14 protein-coding genes are annotated in these 15,286 nt (G+C 67.5%); 7 read left to right on the top strand and 7 right to left on the bottom strand.

The annotated features are described in order from the left end of the window. Window positions 1-68 precede the first annotated feature (68 nt). From ACQY4V_RS01985 to ACQY4V_RS02010, 6 genes are all read right to left on the bottom strand, one after another. Entirely contained in the window at window positions 69-2,252 is a 2,184-nt protein-coding gene (locus ACQY4V_RS01985; protein ID WP_428515270.1) for a xanthine dehydrogenase family protein molybdopterin-binding subunit, read from the bottom strand. After that, window positions 2,249-3,253 carry an FAD binding domain-containing protein gene (locus ACQY4V_RS01990; protein WP_428515271.1) on the bottom strand — a complete coding sequence of 335 codons (1,005 nt, stop codon included), beginning with the start codon at window positions 3,251-3,253 and terminating at the stop codon, window positions 2,249-2,251. Before ACQY4V_RS01990 ends, ACQY4V_RS01985 begins: the two co-directional genes overlap by 4 nt. After that, on the bottom strand, window positions 3,250-3,753 hold the full coding sequence (locus ACQY4V_RS01995; protein ID WP_152496293.1) for a (2Fe-2S)-binding protein: 504 nt from the start codon (window positions 3,751-3,753) through the stop codon (window positions 3,250-3,252). The genes ACQY4V_RS01990 and ACQY4V_RS01995 overlap by 4 nt, the downstream gene beginning before the upstream one ends. A 226-nt stretch (window positions 3,754-3,979) precedes the next feature. Next, the gene (locus tag ACQY4V_RS02000; protein WP_428515272.1) at window positions 3,980-4,705 is read right to left on the bottom strand and encodes a glutathione binding-like protein; all 726 of its coding nucleotides are present in this window, start codon (window positions 4,703-4,705) and stop codon (window positions 3,980-3,982) included. Continuing rightward, entirely contained in the window at window positions 4,702-5,916 is a 1,215-nt protein-coding gene (locus ACQY4V_RS02005; protein WP_428515273.1) for a CaiB/BaiF CoA transferase family protein, read from the bottom strand. The genes ACQY4V_RS02000 and ACQY4V_RS02005 overlap by 4 nt, the downstream gene beginning before the upstream one ends. Window positions 5,917-6,033: 117 nt before the next feature. Further along, window positions 6,034-6,555 (bottom strand): winged helix DNA-binding protein, encoded by a 522-nt coding sequence (locus ACQY4V_RS02010; protein ID WP_428515274.1) that lies wholly within the window; start codon window positions 6,553-6,555, stop codon window positions 6,034-6,036. Window positions 6,556-6,778: 223 nt separating this feature from the next. On the opposite strand from ACQY4V_RS02010, the gene ACQY4V_RS02015 reads away from it, so the two are divergent. From ACQY4V_RS02015 to ACQY4V_RS02040, 6 genes are all read left to right on the top strand, one after another. Then, the gene (locus ACQY4V_RS02015) at window positions 6,779-7,750 is read left to right on the top strand and encodes a TRAP transporter substrate-binding protein (RefSeq protein WP_428515275.1); all 972 of its coding nucleotides are present in this window, start codon (window positions 6,779-6,781) and stop codon (window positions 7,748-7,750) included. Between the two features lie 72 nt (window positions 7,751-7,822). Continuing rightward, window positions 7,823-8,371 (top strand): TRAP transporter small permease, encoded by a 549-nt coding sequence (locus ACQY4V_RS02020; protein ID WP_152496289.1) that lies wholly within the window; start codon window positions 7,823-7,825, stop codon window positions 8,369-8,371. 9 nt (window positions 8,372-8,380) lie between these two features. Next, entirely contained in the window at window positions 8,381-9,676 is a 1,296-nt protein-coding gene (locus ACQY4V_RS02025) for a TRAP transporter large permease (RefSeq protein ID WP_428515276.1), read from the top strand. A gap of 1 nt (window position 9,677) precedes the next feature. After that, window positions 9,678-10,439 (top strand): 5-oxoprolinase subunit B family protein, encoded by a 762-nt coding sequence (locus tag ACQY4V_RS02030; protein ID WP_428515277.1) that lies wholly within the window; start codon window positions 9,678-9,680, stop codon window positions 10,437-10,439. Then, a complete protein-coding gene (locus ACQY4V_RS02035; RefSeq protein ID WP_428515278.1) occupies window positions 10,436-11,458 on the top strand; it encodes a biotin-dependent carboxyltransferase family protein in 1,023 nt (340 codons plus the stop codon). Before ACQY4V_RS02030 ends, ACQY4V_RS02035 begins: the two co-directional genes overlap by 4 nt. 1 nt (window position 11,459) lies before the next feature. Next, window positions 11,460-12,239 carry a LamB/YcsF family protein gene (locus ACQY4V_RS02040; RefSeq protein ID WP_428515279.1) on the top strand — a complete coding sequence of 260 codons (780 nt, stop codon included), beginning with the start codon at window positions 11,460-11,462 and terminating at the stop codon, window positions 12,237-12,239. An 89-nt stretch (window positions 12,240-12,328) separates the two neighbouring features. Here the strand turns inward: ACQY4V_RS02040 and ACQY4V_RS02045 are convergent, their stop codons facing one another. Next, window positions 12,329-13,135 carry a helix-turn-helix domain-containing protein gene (locus ACQY4V_RS02045; RefSeq protein WP_428515280.1) on the bottom strand — a complete coding sequence of 269 codons (807 nt, stop codon included), beginning with the start codon at window positions 13,133-13,135 and terminating at the stop codon, window positions 12,329-12,331. Between the two features lie 112 nt (window positions 13,136-13,247). On the opposite strand from ACQY4V_RS02045, the gene ACQY4V_RS02050 reads away from it, so the two are divergent. Further along, on the top strand, window positions 13,248-15,254 hold the full coding sequence (locus ACQY4V_RS02050) for a CocE/NonD family hydrolase (RefSeq protein WP_428515281.1): 2,007 nt from the start codon (window positions 13,248-13,250) through the stop codon (window positions 15,252-15,254). The last annotated feature ends 32 nt before the right edge of the window (window positions 15,255-15,286 follow it).

The following is a 15,286-nucleotide window of genomic DNA, read 5'->3' on the forward strand; positions in this document are numbered from 1 at the left end:
GCCGTTGCGTGCATACCTATAATCGAGCCTGAGCAGTGCGGCCCCGGGTGCCGGAGCCGCGACCCGGTCTAGACACCCGTGGCGGCAAGCACCCGGTCGGGCAGGGCAGGGTAGTCGTAGACGCGATGGCCGGTGGCGTGGGCGATGGCGTTGAGGACGGCGGCGCCAGCGCCGGAGATGCCAAGCTCGCCGATCCCCTTGGTCTGGATCGGGTTGGCCCAGTCGTCGCGTTCGTCCAGGAACACGACCTGCATGTCGCCGGGCACGTCGGCATGGGCCGGAACGTGGTAGTTGGCAAGATCGCGGGTCACGACATGGCCGTCGCGCGGGTCGGACTGCATGTCTTCGGTCAGGGCCGAGCCGATGCCCCAGATCATGCCGCCCAGGGCCTGGCTGCGGGCGGTCTTCTCGTTGAGGATGCGGCCCATGGCGATGACGCCCAGCATGCGCCGCACGCGGACCTCGCCGGTCCATTCGTTGACCGCGACTTCGGCGTAATGGGCACCGAAACCGGCGGAGAAATGGCTTTCGGCGGTCTTGCCGCTTTCGATGGTGGCCTCGGCCAGGATCTCGTCGGTGACGAGGTCCGACAGGGCGGAGTCCTGGTTGTCGCCGCGCGCGCGACCATCCTGCAGCGTCAGGGCGTCCTCGGCGCAACCCAGGCGCTGGGCGATCTGCGCGCGCAGCTTTTTGGCCGCGAGGAAGGTGGCCGAGCCGGCGGAGCTGGCGCCGAAGGAGCCGCCCGAGCCCGCCGCGCCGGGCAGGTCGGAATCGCCCAGGCGCACCTCGACCTGCGCGGGCAGAAGGCCCAGCATTTCGGCGGTGATCTGCGCCAGGATCGCGTAGGTGCCGGTGCCGATATCGGTCATGTCGGTCTCGACGATGGCCCGGTCGCCGGTCAGGCGGACGCGGGCGGACGACTGGATCAGCATGTTGAGCCGGGCCGCCGACGCCAGACCCATCCCGATCAGCCAGTCGCCTTCGCGGCGCGTGCCGGGCGCCCAGCGATCCGACCAGCCGAAGCGGTCGGCGCCGTCGGTCAGGCAGTCGGCCAGCCGCGTGGCGCTGTAGGGCATGTCGTTCATGGGGTGGGTTTCGGGCAGGTTGTCCAGCCGCAAGGTCAACGGATCGACACCGAGGGTGTCGGCCAGTTCGTCGATCGCCGCCTCGAAGGCGAGCATGCCCACGGCTTCGCCCGGGGCGCGGACCGAACCTGCGGGCGTGGCGGCGATGCGGGCGACGGTCTGGGTGAAGCTGAGACCTTTTGCGGCGTAGAGGAACTGCGACGCCTGGGTTGTCGGCTCGGCGAAGCCTTCGTCGTCGAGATTCGAGACGCGATCATCGTGAGAGATCGCATTGATCTTGCCGTCCGAGGTGGCGCCGAGGCGTACGTGCTGGCTGGTCTCCGAGCGGCGCAGCACGGCGTCGAACACGGTCTGGCGGGGCATGACGACCCGCACCGGGCGGCCCAGTTTCTGCGCCGCGATGGCGGCCGCGACGGCCTCTGGGCCGATGCCGAGCTTGGAGCCGAAGCCGCCGCCCACATAGGGCGACAGGATGCGGACCTGCGACGGGTCGATGCCGAGGGAATCCGCAAGCTCCTGCTTGTTGAAGCGGACCATCTGAAGCGCGCTGCGCAGCGTGAGCTTGTCGCCGTCCCATTCCGCGAGGGCGGCGTGGGGTTCCATGGCCGCGGAGACATGCGAGGGGGTGGTATAGGTGCGGTCGACCTTTGCATCGGCGGAGGCCCATGCGGCGTCGAAATCGCCTGCCGTTTCGGGGTCGCCGGTCTCGGTCTGCATGGGCGCGTCGGGTGTCACCTTGGCCTCGGTGGTTTCGTACTGCACCTCGAGGCGCTGGGCGGCGTCGCGCGCGGCCTCGAAGGTTTCGGCGACCACCAGCGCGATGGGCTGGCCGTGGTAGTGCACCGCGTCGCCGGGCTGAACCGGGGCGGCGCCTGCCATGCCCTGTGCCGGGTTGCGGGTGAGGCGCGCATCGGTGATCACGTCGATCACGCCGTCGATGGCGAGTGCGGCGTCGCGGTCCATGCCGGTGACCTTGCCGCGTGAGATGGTGGCGCGCACGAGGGCGCCGTGGACCATGCCGGCGACGTTGTGATCGGCGGTGTAGGCGGCGGTGCCGGAGACCTTCAGCGGGCCATCCGGGCGGTCCATCGGCGTGCCGATCACGCCCTGTTTCGTCTCGTCCAGCAGGCGAGGCTGGGGGCTGTCCATTGTGAAGTGGTCTTTCATGCCTCGCTCCTTGCGATGTCTGTGCCTTTGGGGTCCGACAGGCCGGTCAACTGGCGCATCGTGGCGATGAAGGTGCGGCGCAACAGGGTGCGCTTGTACTCGGTGTCGGGATGCGGGGCCGGGGCGGCGGTCAGGACATCCGCCGCGCGTTCGAAAAGGTCGGTCGAAGCGGTCTGGCCGGTCAGCATCCCGACCACGTCGTTGTTCATCCACGGGTGCGGCGCGACGCTGCCGTAGGACAGGCTGAGATCGGTGATGGTGTCGCCGTCCATGTGGACGGAGCCTGCGACGGAGACCAGCGCGAAGGCATAGGAGGCGCGGTCGCGGACCTTGCGGTAGCATTGCCGGCTGCCGGCGCGGGGCGCAGGCAGGATGACGGCCGTCACCAGGTCGCCGTCATCGAGCGCGGTTTCGATATCCGGGCGGTCGCCCGGACCGCGGTAGAAGTCGTGCAGCGGCACGCGGCGGGTCGCGCCGTCGGGGCTGTGGATCTCGACCTCGGCCTGCAGGGCGCTGAGCGCCACGGCCATGTCGGACGGGTGCGCGGCGAGGCAATGCTCGGACGTACCGAAAAGCGCCAGCATGCGCCCTGCGCCGCCCTGGGCGGCACAGCCCGCGCCGGGGCTGCGCTTGTTGCAGGGCTGCGAGGTGTCGTAGAAATAGGGGCACCGGGTGCGCTGAAGCAGGTTGCCGCCGGTGGTGGCCTTGTTGCGGATCTGGGCCGAGGCCCCGGCGAGGATCGCGCGGGAAAGCAGCGGCCAGCCCGCGCGGATGCGAGCGTCATGGGCCAGCGCGGTGTTGGTGACGAGCGCGCCGATGCGCAGGCCGTCGCCGTCGGCGGTGATGTCGGAAAGACCCTCGAGCCGGGTGATATCGACGAGCGTGGAAGGCGTGACCACCTGGATCTTCATCAGGTCCAGCAGGTTGGTGCCGCCGGCGATGATCTGTCCCGCGGTGGCGTCGCTGAAATCGGTGGCGCGGTGATAGTCGAACGGTCTCATGTGTCGGCTTTTGCTGCCATGGCGATGGCTTCGCGGATCAGGGGATAGGCGGAACAGCGGCAGAGGTTGCCGGACATGCGCTCGGCCATTTCGGGATCGGAGAGGTCGGGCGTGCCAAGATCGTCGCTGACGTAGGAGGGCGCACCGTCGGCCACTTCGCGCAGCATGGCGGTGGCCGACATGATCTGGCCGGGGGTGCAGTAGCCGCATTGATAGCCGTCCATTTCCACGAAGGCCTTTTGCAGGGCCGACAGGCGCTCCGGCGTGCCGATGCCCTCGATGGTGGTGATCTCGTCGCCGTCATGCATCGCGGTGAGGCAGAGGCAGGAATTCACCCGCTCGCCGTTCAGCAGGACGGTGCAGGCGCCGCATTGCCCGTGATCGCAGCCTTTCTTGGTGCCGGGCAGGCCGAGATCGTCGCGCAGCGTGTCGAGGAGCGTGCGGCGCGGATCATGCTCCACCTCGTGGGGCTGGTCGTTGACGGTGAGGGTCGTCTTCATGGGCATCTCCGCGATCGCAGGGGCAAGGTCGCGGCCCCGGCGGCGGGCCGCCTTTCACTGCCAACCGTTGCGGCGCCGGTCTGTTCCATGGCGGTGGCGATAGAGGCCCGGCTGCGCGGAACGGTCGCGCCGCGGGGCGGAGTGGCCGGCAGGCGGCGGGATAGGGCGGGCCGCGTTCATTGAAAAGCGTCAGCCGCCGTGGCAGGACCGGTCAGGGCGGGCTCGGTTACCTGTCCGACTTTGGCTTGAAGGACGCGGCGGACTGGTTGAAGAGGATGCTGTTGTTGTCCACCCGGTGCCGCCCGCCATTCTGCTCGGACTTGTGCAGGTCGATGGCGCGTTGCACCGCCGGGCGCGCCTTGATCCGCGCGCGCCAGTCGGCCACGCGGGGAAATTCGTCGAGCGAGGCGCCCAGCGGTTTGGCAATGAAGGCCCAGGGAAAGGCGAGCATGTCGGCGATGGAATATTCGCCCAGGATGTAGTCGCGGGTTTCCAGCCGCGCCTCGAGAACGCCGAGGTTGCGGTCGTATTCGCCGAGGTAGCGCTTGAAGCCGTAGTCGCGCTGGTCCTCGGGAGCGTAGTTGCGGAAATGGCTGAGCTGTCCACCCATGGGGCCCTGGTTGCCGACCTGCCAGAAGAGCCATTCCATCAGGTCCTTGCGGGCGCGCAGGTCGGTTTCCGGGGGGGCGAACCGGCCCACCTTGTCGGCAAGGTAGAGCAGGATCGCGCCGGATTCGAAGACCGGCACGGGGGCGTCACCCCAGCCCTCGCCCGGCGCGTGATCGACGATGGCGGGCATCTTGGCATTGGGGCTGATTTCGAGAAAGCCGGGGGCGAACTGGTCGCCCTCGCTGAGGCGCATCAGGACGGGGCGGTAGTCGAGGCCGGTTTCCTCGAGCATGATGGCGGCCTTCCAGCCGTTGGGGGTGGGGGCGTAGTAGAGGTCGATCATGCGGTGGGGTCCTGTGTGTCGGTGGCGACGCCGTCCGTTATCATGGCGTCGATCTCGGGCTCGGGATAGCCCGCCTCGGCCAGAACGGCGCGGGTGTCCTCGCCCAGCCGCCGGGCGGGTGCGGGCCTGTCCGTGGGGGTGGCCGAGAACCGCGCGGGCGTGCGGGCCTGGCGCAGCGGGCCGGCCTGGGGGTGGTCCTGTTCGAGGATGATGCCGTTGGCGGCGACCTGCGGGTGGGCGTAGACCTCGGCGCGGGTCAGGACCGGGGCGCAGGGCACGTCATGGGTGCCGAGACGCTCCATCCAGTTGGCGGTGGTGTCCGTCAGCAGCGCCTCCTGCGTCAGTTCCAGGCGGGCGGGCTTGTTCTCTTCGCGGGCCGCGACGGTGGCGAAGCGCGGGTCGTCCAGCCAGTCGGGCCGGTTCACCGCGGCCGCGAGTCCCGCCCAGGTGCTGTCGGTATGGGCCGAGACGGCCATCCAGCCATCGGCGGTCTGGTAGATCAGTTCCACGAAGGTCTGCGCATCGGCGCTTTTCTCGGGCGTCACCTCGTCGCCGATGAAGGTATAGCCGGCCATGTCGGAACTCCACAGGAACGCCAGGACGGTGTCCAGCATGGAGATCTGCACGTGGCTGCCCTGGCCGGTGCGGCTGCGGGCGAGAAGGGCGGCGGTGATGCTTTGGGCGGTCTGGATCGCGGTCAGCTTGTCGGGCAGGATGGTGCGGACCAGCCGGGGGCGGGCGGCATCGGCGCCGCCCTGCACGCTGGCCAGACCCGAGAGCGCCTGGATGAGCGGGTCGTAGACGGGTTTGCCGGCCCAGTCACCCTGAAACCCGAAGCCGGCGATGGAGGTGTAGATGATGTCGGGGCGCACGGCGCGCACCGCCTCCTCGCCCAGCCCGATCCGTTCGGCCACGCCGGGGCGGAAGTTCTGCACGAAGACATCCGCCGCCTGGCAGAGGCGCAGCGCGGCCGCGACGCCGCGCGGATCCTTGAGGTTCAGCGTGACGGATTCCTTGCCGCGATTGTTGTTGAGGAACGAGGCTGAGAAGCCGCCGCGCCGCCCGGTCACCTGCCGGCTGTGGTCGCCGCCCCTGGGGTGCTCGATCTTGATCACCTCGGCGCCCTGGTCGGCCAGCGTCATCGTGGCCAGCGGGCCCGAGATCATGGTGGTCAGGTCGATCACCCGAAAGCCGTTGAGCGGTCCTGGCATGTGGTCGGTCTCCGATTAAGCGCGTGGCGGCGCCGGGATGCAAAGGATAGTGCGCGGGCGCGGTTCGTCGCGTCGGTTACGGCCCTGGCCCCGGGGGGCGGTGGCGCCGCGACACCGCTAGAGCGAGGCGGCGGCGCGGCTGGCCTGGTCGTACTGACCGGAGAGGCCGCGCAGGATGCGGGCGATCTCGCGCAGTTCCTCGCCGCTGAGGCCGGTGCCGCCGGAGGCGTCCAGCAGGCACTGACGGCGCACGTCGCGGTAGGATTGGCAGAGGTCGCTGCCCGCGTCGGAGGTGCGGTAGAACACTTCCTTGCCGCGCTTTTCGGACACGATCAGCCCCGCCTTGGACAGCTTTCGCAGCGCGTAGTTGACGGTGTGCGTGTCCTCGATGTTGAGCAGGAAGCAGATGTCGGACAGGCGCTTGTCGCGGTTGCGGTGGTTGGTGTTGTGCAGAATCAGGATGTCGAGCGGGTTGAGCTCGCCCTGTCCGGCGGCTGCCATGCAGCGGGTCATCCAGCGGGAGAACGCGTTGTAGGCGATGATCAGGCCGAATTCGAACTCGGAAAGTTCCCAGCCTTCGCCCTCGGCCAGATGGCGCGAGGAGACGATGCGGCGGTTTTCCGGTTTGGACTTTTCCATTCTGCGGCCTCTCATTCTTTGGCGAAACGCTGGCATTTCGTTGACTTTTTCACATTTTGATGTGCCGCGCAATTCTTCCGGGCCGGGGCGTTCCTGCGGCTCCGGCATGCCGTCGGACTTTGCGGCGCCAGCGGCGGGATCACGCCGTAGGTGACAAAACGTTGACAAATTGCAAACGTATCATCAATATTCCGTCATTGAACAAGTCACAGGGAGAAACGTGATGACACTGATGAAGACACTGGGCGGCGCGGCGGTTGCCGTGGCGGCGCTGGCCCTGCCGATCAAGGCCGAGACGTGGGACATGCCGACACCCTATCCGGATGCCACGTTCCACACGGTCAACATCGCGGAGTTCGCCAAGGACGTCGAAGAGGCGACCGGCGGCGATCTGGCGATCAAGGTCCATTCCGCGGGCTCGCTGTTCAAGCATCCCGAGATCAGCAAGGCCGTGCGCAGCGGGCAGGTGCCGGCGGGCGAGTTCTTCCTGTCGCTGCTGGCCAACGACAACCCGGTCTTCGGGGCGGATTCGCTGCCGTTCCTGGCGACCAGCTATGACGAGGCGCAGGCGCTGTGGGCCGCGCAGGAAGAGGTGATCACGCAGCTGCTGGACGAGCAGGGGCTGATGCCGCTTTACGCGGTGCCGTGGCCGCCGCAGGGGCTTTATACCACGAAGGAGATCAACTCGGTCGATGACCTGGCGGGCCTGAAGTTCCGCACCTACAATGCCACGCTGGAGCAGTTCGCGAACCTTGCGGGCGCCGCGCCGACGCAGGTGGAAGTGCCGGACATTCCGCAGGCCTTCAGCACCGGGCGTGTCGAGGCGATGATCACCTCGCCCTCGACCGGGGTGAATTCCAAGGCGTGGGATTTCCTGACGCATTACACCGACATCCAGGCGTGGATTCCGAAGAATATCGTCGTGGTGAACAAGCGGGCCTTCCGCCGTCTGGACGAGGACACGCAGACCGCCGTTCTGGAAGCCGCCGAGGCCGCCGAGGCGCGCGGCTGGGAGATGAGCAAGTCGGAAGCCGAGGAGATGACGCAGGTCCTGAAGGACAACGGCATCACCGTGGTCGAGCCGTCCGATGAACTGACCACCGGCCTGCAGGAGATCGGTGCGCAGATGCTGGAGGCGTGGAAGCAAGAGGCCGGCGAGACCGGGCAACAGCTTCTGGACGCCTACGAAGGCTGACGCAGGCAGACCGGCCCGAGGCGCGCGCCAAGACGCGCCCGGGCCATCCATCATCCTACAGGGAGACACCTCATGCGGCGCGTTCTTGACACGCTTTACCGTGCGGCCGGCGGGCTGGCGGCGCTTTTCATCCTTGCCATCGTCGTGCTGGTCTTTGCGCAGGTGGGGCTGAACCTTGCCGACAAGATCACCGTCGGGCTAACGGGCAAGGGGCTTGGGGTCACGATCCCGTCCTACGCCGATTTCACCGGGTTCTTCCTGGCCGCCGCGAGTTTCCTGGCGCTGGCCTATACGCTGCGGGCCGGCGGGCACATCCGGGTGTCGCTGGTCACGCAGGCGCTGGGAGAGCGCAGCCGCCACGCGCTGGAGGTTGTCGTCACCGCGATCGGCCTGGGCATGTCGGGTTTTGCCGCGTGGTACATGATCCTGCTCGTGCTGGAGTCGCACGAATTCGGCGACAAGAGTTCCGGCATGGTGTCGGTGCCGCTTTGGATCCCGCAGGTGCCGGTCGCGCTGGGGTTGATCATTCTTGCCATCGCGCTGGCCGACGAGCTTGTCGGGTTGCTGCGCGGACGCTCTGCCAGCTGGACCGGCAAGGGCGAAAACCTTCTCAACGAGTGAGGCGCGCCCATGTCCGTCACCGTTCTCTCGATTATCCTGCTGGTCCTGCTGTTCGCCTTTCTGGGCGCGGGGCTGTGGGTGGCTTTTGCCCTTCTGGGCGTGGGCATCGCCGCGATGGCGCTGTTCAGCGATGCGCCCTTGGGGCTGGTCATGGCGACCACGCTTTGGGGGCATGGCAACAACTGGGCGCTGGCCGCGCTGCCGCTTTTCATCTGGATGGGCGAGATCCTGTTTCGCTCGCGCCTGTCGGACGACATGTTCGCGGGGCTGTCGCCGTGGATGAACCGGCTGCCGGGGCAGTTGTTGCATGTAAACGTCTTTGCTTGCGGCATCTTTGCCGCGGTCTCGGGCTCTTCCGCCGCCACTGCGGCGACCATCGGCAAGCTGTCGATCCCGGAGCTGACGCAGCGGGGCTATCCCGAGAAGATGGTGATCGGCACGCTGGCCGGTTCGGCCACTTTGGGGCTGCTGATCCCGCCGTCGATCATCCTGATCGTCTATGGCGTGGCGACCGAGCAATCCATTGCGCGGCTGTTCGTGGCCGGTGTCCTGCCCGGCGTGCTGCTGGTTGGGCTGTTCCTGGGCTACGTGATCTTGTGGGCCTTGCTCAACCGCAAGCAACTGCCCGACGAGTCGCTGGCGGTGGATTTCATGGAACGGCTGCGCCGGTCGCGGCGGCTGATCCCTGTCATGCTGCTGATCCTTGGTGTGATCGGGTCGATCTATGCCGGGCTTGCCTCGCCTACGGATGCCGCCGCGGTGGGCGTGGTGCTGGCGCTGATCCTGTCGTGGAGCACCGGGACGCTGACGAAACAAAGCTTCATCGACGGGCTGATGGGGGCGACGGTGACCTCGTGCATGATCGCCTTCATCCTGGCGGGCGCGTCGTTCCTGACCGTCGCCATGGGGTTCACCGGCATCCCGCGCATCCTGGCGGAATGGATCGGGTCGCTGGGGCTGTCGACTTTCACGCTGCTGGCGGCGCTGACGGTTTTCTTCGTCATCATGGGGTGTTTCCTGGACGGGATTTCGGTGGTGGTGCTGACCGCGTCCGTCATCATGCCGATGGTGACCGAGGCCGGGATCGACCCGATGTGGTTCGGAATCTTCCTGGTGATCGTGGTGGAGATGTCGCAGATCACGCCGCCCGTGGGCTTCAACCTGTTCGTTCTGCAATCGCTGACCGGGCGCGACATTCTTTACGTCGCCAAGGCGGCCTTGCCGTTCTTTCTGCTGATGGTGGCGGCGCTGGTGATCATCTCGGTGTTTCCGTCCATCGTCACCTTCCTGCCGGGGCAGATGTAGCATGAGCGAGGCTGAGGCAACCCGGCAGGGGGCCGCGACGGACTGGCCCAGGATCCGCACCGTCGGTGTGGACGGGGTGCTGGTCAGTTTCGGCGACCGCCTGAGCGAGCCGGCGAACCGCGCCGCACTGGCGTTCCGCGCCGCGCTGGACCGGGCCGCGCCCGAGGGGGTGGAGGAGACGTCGACATCGCTGGTCTCGGCCTATGTCCGGTTCGACCCGGTGCACCGCGATCACGCGGGCCTGCGCGCCGACCTCGATGCGCTGGTGCAGGAGCGCGACTGGTACGAGGCCGACCTGCCGCAGGGACGGCGGGAATGGCGCATTCCGACGGTCTTTGGCGCCGACCTTGCGCCGCAGCTGGACGAGGCCGCAGAGGCGGCGGGGATGACGGCGGAGGAGGCGGTTGCCTCGATCTCGGAGACGGTCGTGCGGGTGCAGACCATCGGCTTTGCCCCCGGTCAGCCCTATCTGGGCGAGCTTGGGCCGGAATGGGACATCCCGCGCCAGAAGGCCCTGACCGAGCGCATCCCCGAGGGCGCGTTGGCGGTGGCGATCCGGCAGTTGGTGCTGTTCTCGGTCTCCACCCCGACCGGGTGGCGGCATATCGGGCAGACCGGGTTTCGGCTGTTCCGGCCCGAGGCTGAGACGCCCTTTGTGCTGCGCCCCGGCGACGCGGTGCGGTTCGAGCCGGTCTCGCGGGAGCGGTTCGAGGCGATGAAGGATGACCCCGATGGCGGCGCGCGCGCGAAGGAGCTGACATGAGCCGGGCGCTGATCGTGCGTCGCGCGGGGCCGGGCCTGACGCTGCAGGATCGCGGGCGGCCGGGTTATATGGGATTTGGGCTGTCGCCGGGCGGTGCCGCCGACCGGCTGGCGCTGGCCGAAGGCGCGGCGCTGTTGGGGCAGGATGACGGGCTGGCGGCTTTGGAAATGGCCGGGATGGGCGGCGAGTTCGAAGCCGAAAGCGCGTTGCGCATTGCCCTGACCGGCGCGCCGATGCGGGCGGCCATCGACGGCACAAGGGTGGCCTGGCACGCCAGCCACGCGTTGCCCGCCGGGGCGCGGCTGACCATCGGCGGGGCGGAGGCGGGCAGTTACGGCTACCTGCATGTGGGCGGCGGTTTTGCCGGTGACACGCGGCTTGGGTCGCGCAGCGTGCACGTGGCCAGCGGGCTGGGACAGGCGGTGGAGTCCGGGGCGCGGCTGGAGATCGGCGAAGAGATCGCGCCTGCGGAAGTGAACCGGTTGCTGCCTGTCGAGTCGCGGTTCGAGGGCGGCACGGTGCGCGTCGTGCCCAGCTTGCAGACGGATTTCTTCGACGCCGACCAGATCGAACGCTTCGAGACGACCGGGTTCACGCGCGACGCCCGGGGCAGCCGCATGGGCGTGCGGCTGGATTTCGTGGGCGAGGGATTTCACAGCGACGCGGGCCTGAGCGTCCTGTCCGAGGTGGTGGTGCCCGGCGATATCCAGATCACCGGGGACGGCGCGCCTTTCGTGCTCTTGGGCGAATGCCAGACGACGGGGGGGTACCCGCGCATCGCCTCGGTGCTGCCCTGCGACCTGCCGACGGTGGTGCAGGCCACGCCCGGCACGGCGCTGCGGTTCCGCTTCGTGACGCTGGAAGAGGCGGTGGAGGCCGAGCGCCGCGCCGCCGCGCATCGCAACGGGTTGCGGTCGGCGCTGACGCCGCTGGTGCGCGACCCGCATGACATCAGAGACCTGCTTGCCTATCAGCTGATCAGCGGGGCGACGGCGGGACGGGAACTGGAGGAGACCTGACATGACGGCAACGGTGGATCTGAACGCGGATATGGGCGAAAGCTTTGGCCCCTGGGTGATGGGAAACGACGCGGCGGTGCTGGAGATCGTGACCTCGGCCAACATCGCCTGCGGACAGCACGCGGGCGACTGGGACGTGATGGCCGGGACCATGCGCGCGGCGGCGGAGCGCGGTGTCGGGATCGGGGCGCATCCGGGCTTTCCCGATTTGCAAGGCTTCGGGCGGCGGCGGATGACCCTGCCGGCGGAGAGCCTGGGCAACCTGGTGCGCTATCAGCTGGGCGCGGCGCTGGGCATGGCGCGGGCGGAAGGGGCCGAGGTGCGGCACCTGAAGCTGCACGGGGCGCTGGCCAACATGGCGTCGGAGGACAAGGCCGTGGCGCTGGCCTGTTACGAGGCGGCGCTGTCGGTCGCGCCGGAGCTGATCATCATGGTGCTGGCGGGCACGGCGCAGCAGGACGCGGTGGCCGAGCTGGGCTGTCGGGCGGCCTGCGAGATCTTTGCCGACCGCGCCTATAATGACGACGCGACCCTGGTCGATCGCAGCCAGCCGGGGGCGGTCATTCACGATCCCGAGGCCGCGGCGGCGCGTATGGTCGAGATGGTGGGCGCAGGCGCGATCATCACCGAAAGCGGCAAGCGCATTCCCACCCGGATCGACACGATCTGCCTGCATGGAGATACGCCGACCGCTGTCGAGATCGCGAGCCATGTCCGGCAGGCGCTTGACGAGGCTGGAACGGAGCTGAAGGTGTTTGCAGGGGACCCAGTTTCGGCGTGAGGCGCCGTTTGGCCCGAAAAATACGTCGCGGGGATGCACGGCCAAGACGCGAAGGAGGGAGGGACTTGTTTGTCGGGCCTGGCTGCCGCTTACAACTGCTCGACTTCGAAGGTCCAGGCCTGCGGCTGCATTTCATTCCGCACCAGTTGCGCGATACGCGGGTCAATCTGGTCAGCATCCAGCAGGCCGCATTGCGCCATTGCTCGTCGCGGATCGACATTCTGGCCGAGGTAGTCGAGCACCACCCGCGACGCGGCGGGTTTGCGCCCCAACCGAAGCGGTCCGCCAGTTTGTATTCCGAGCAGGTAGTCGATCCCCGCGCTGTAGGACGGATAGAGGATCATCTGGGTGATCGATGAGGACAGGGTAGCCTCGTTCTCCACGACATTGATGCGGTCGCCGAGGAAGAATACGAGTCCTTCGTACTTGTAGACCTCGTGGGCGCCGCCCTGTGGACCCGCGTCGCGCTCGATATTCTTCCAAAGGTAATAGCCGTCCCGACGGGTAATCCTTGCGTAGGAGCGCATGATCCGGCCGGGATTGCTGAACGAGTGGAAGTACCTGAAATAGCTGCCGCAATAGCGTTCCAGCGGTCCTGAAAACTGGTTCAGTCGTCGCAGTGTCGGGCCAACGGGCGTGGCCTCCACTTCGCCGCCGGGAAGCCGGCGCAGTGCGATAAGTTCGGCAAAGCGGGTTGGCTCCATCAGGAGTTCGCCTTCGGTCACCCCGAAAAATTCGCAGATCTTGCGCATGTTGTGCCGTGAGGGACGGACCCGACCCGAAAGGTACTTGTTGAACTGCTGTCGGTTGATGCCGATCCGGCGGCAGACATGCGCGATGGAGGGCAGGAACGTGCAAGCGAAGGCGAGATTTGTGGATAGAGGGTCGGACGTCATGAGGTGACGCTATCTGACGCACTTTCGATGTCAACATGCGTCATACAGCGAAATTGTTAGGACGCCCTGCGCATGGCAGGATATCGGGCGGAATCACGCAAGGAAGTAGCGCATGAATCAGTCCGGCCCGAGTTTCGATGTCATCGAGGAACGCCATGTCGAGATTCCGCTGCCCGATGGTTGCGTCCTTGCGGCACGTATCTGGCGGCCAGCCGATGGTGCCGCGGTTCCGGCGATTTTCGAGTTTCTGCCCTATCGAAAGGGCGACGTGACGCTGCCGCGCGACTCGGTGCGCGCGCCCTATATCGCGTCGCGCGGCTATGCCTATGTGCGCGCCGATCTGCGGGGCACGGGCGAATCCGAAGGGTTGATGGAGGACGAGTACACCGCGCAGGAGCTGCAGGACGGCTGCGACGTGATCGCGTGGATCGCGGCCCAGGACTGGTGCGACGGTGCGGTGGGCATGGTCGGGATTTCCTGGGGCGGGTTCAACGGCCTGCAGGTGGCAGCGCTGCAGCCGCCCGCGCTGAAGGCGGTGGTGTCCGTCGCCTCGACCGACGACCGCTATGCGGATGACGTGCACTACATGGGCGGCACGATGGTGGTCGACCAGATCTCCTGGGCCTCGCACATGTTCGCCATCAACACCCTGCCGCCCGACCCCGATCTGGTGGGCGACAAGTGGCGCGAGATGTGGATGCAGCGGCTGACCGGCTCTGGCCTGTGGCTGAAGAATTGGGTCGAGCACCAGCGCCGCGACGATTTCTGGAAGCATGGCTCGGTGTGTGAGGATATCAGCCGCATCCAGGTGCCGGTGTATGCCGTGTCGGGCTGGGCCGACGGCTATTGCCGGACGGTGTTCCGGCTGATGGAAAACCTGCAATGCCCCAAGAAGGGCCTCGTTGGTCCCTGGTCGCACAAGTACCCGCATATCGGCGTTCCGGGGCCTGCCATCGACTGGCTGGGCGAGGAGCTGCGCTGGTGGGACCAGTGGCTGAAGGGCAGCGAGACCGGCATCATGGACGAGCCGCAGTTGCGGCTTTTCATGCAGGATCACGCAGAGCCCGCGAGTTATTACGCGGAGCGAGAAGGCCGCTGGGTGGAAGAGCCGTCCTGGCCGTCGCCGAACGTGACGCGGACGCCGTTCGCGCTGGGCCGCGACGGGACGCTGGGGCAGGAGGATGCGCCCAAGGGGACGCTGAATATCCGCTCGCCGCTCGGCACCGGGATTGCCGGGGGCAAGTGGTGTTCCTATGCCAATCCGGGCGATCAGCCGGTGGACCAGCGTCGCGATGACGCCGGGAGCCTGGTGTTCGAGACGGAGCCTTTGGAGACGCCGCTGGAGATTGCCGGCGACGCGCAGCTTGAGATCAGCTTTTCGGTCGATCAGCCGGTGGCGCAGGTGGCCGCGCGCCTTGTGGACGTGGCCCCCGATGGTGCGGCGACGCGCGTCAGTTACGGGCTGCTGAACCTGACCCATCGCGACAGCCACGAGACGCCCGAAGCGCTGGTGCCGGGTGAGACCTACACCGCGACGGTGCCGTTCAAGCATGTCGCGCAGACGTTCCGCGCCGGGCACCGGCTGCGCCTGTCGGTTTCGACCAGCTATTTCCCCGTGGCCTGGCCCGCGCCGGAGCCGGTGACGCTGCAACTCGATACTGCCGCCAGCCGCCTTGTGCTGCCGGTGCGCGACATGGATGCTGTGACCGAGCCGCGCGACCTGGGCACGCCCAAGGGTGCGCCGCCGATGGAGAAGGAGGTGCTGGAGCCGGAGCACGCCGAATGGATCGTGCGCGAGGACCTGGGCACGGGCGAGACGCAGGTGCGGATCGTCGACTCGGATGGCCGGGTGCGGATCAAGGACAACGACCTGACCCGCGGGGCGACCTGCGTCGAAACCTATTCGTTCAAAGGCACCGACTGGCGCTCGTTCAAGGGGCACGTGGTGTGGGATCTGGACATGTCGCGCGGCGACTGGAGCATGTCCAGCCGGACGGAAACCGAGATGACCGCCACGGCCACGCATTTCGTCATCAACGCCAAGCTGGTCGCCAGGGAAGGCGATGCGGTTGCCCATGAACAGACCTGGTCCTGCGAGATTCCGCGCGACCTGGCCTGACCCGCGTTCCGCGCCCTGCGTGGCGCGGACCA

Origin of the sequence: Roseovarius sp., assembly GCF_965277045.1 — a bacterium.
GTDB lineage: Bacteria > Pseudomonadota > Alphaproteobacteria > Rhodobacterales > Rhodobacteraceae > Roseovarius.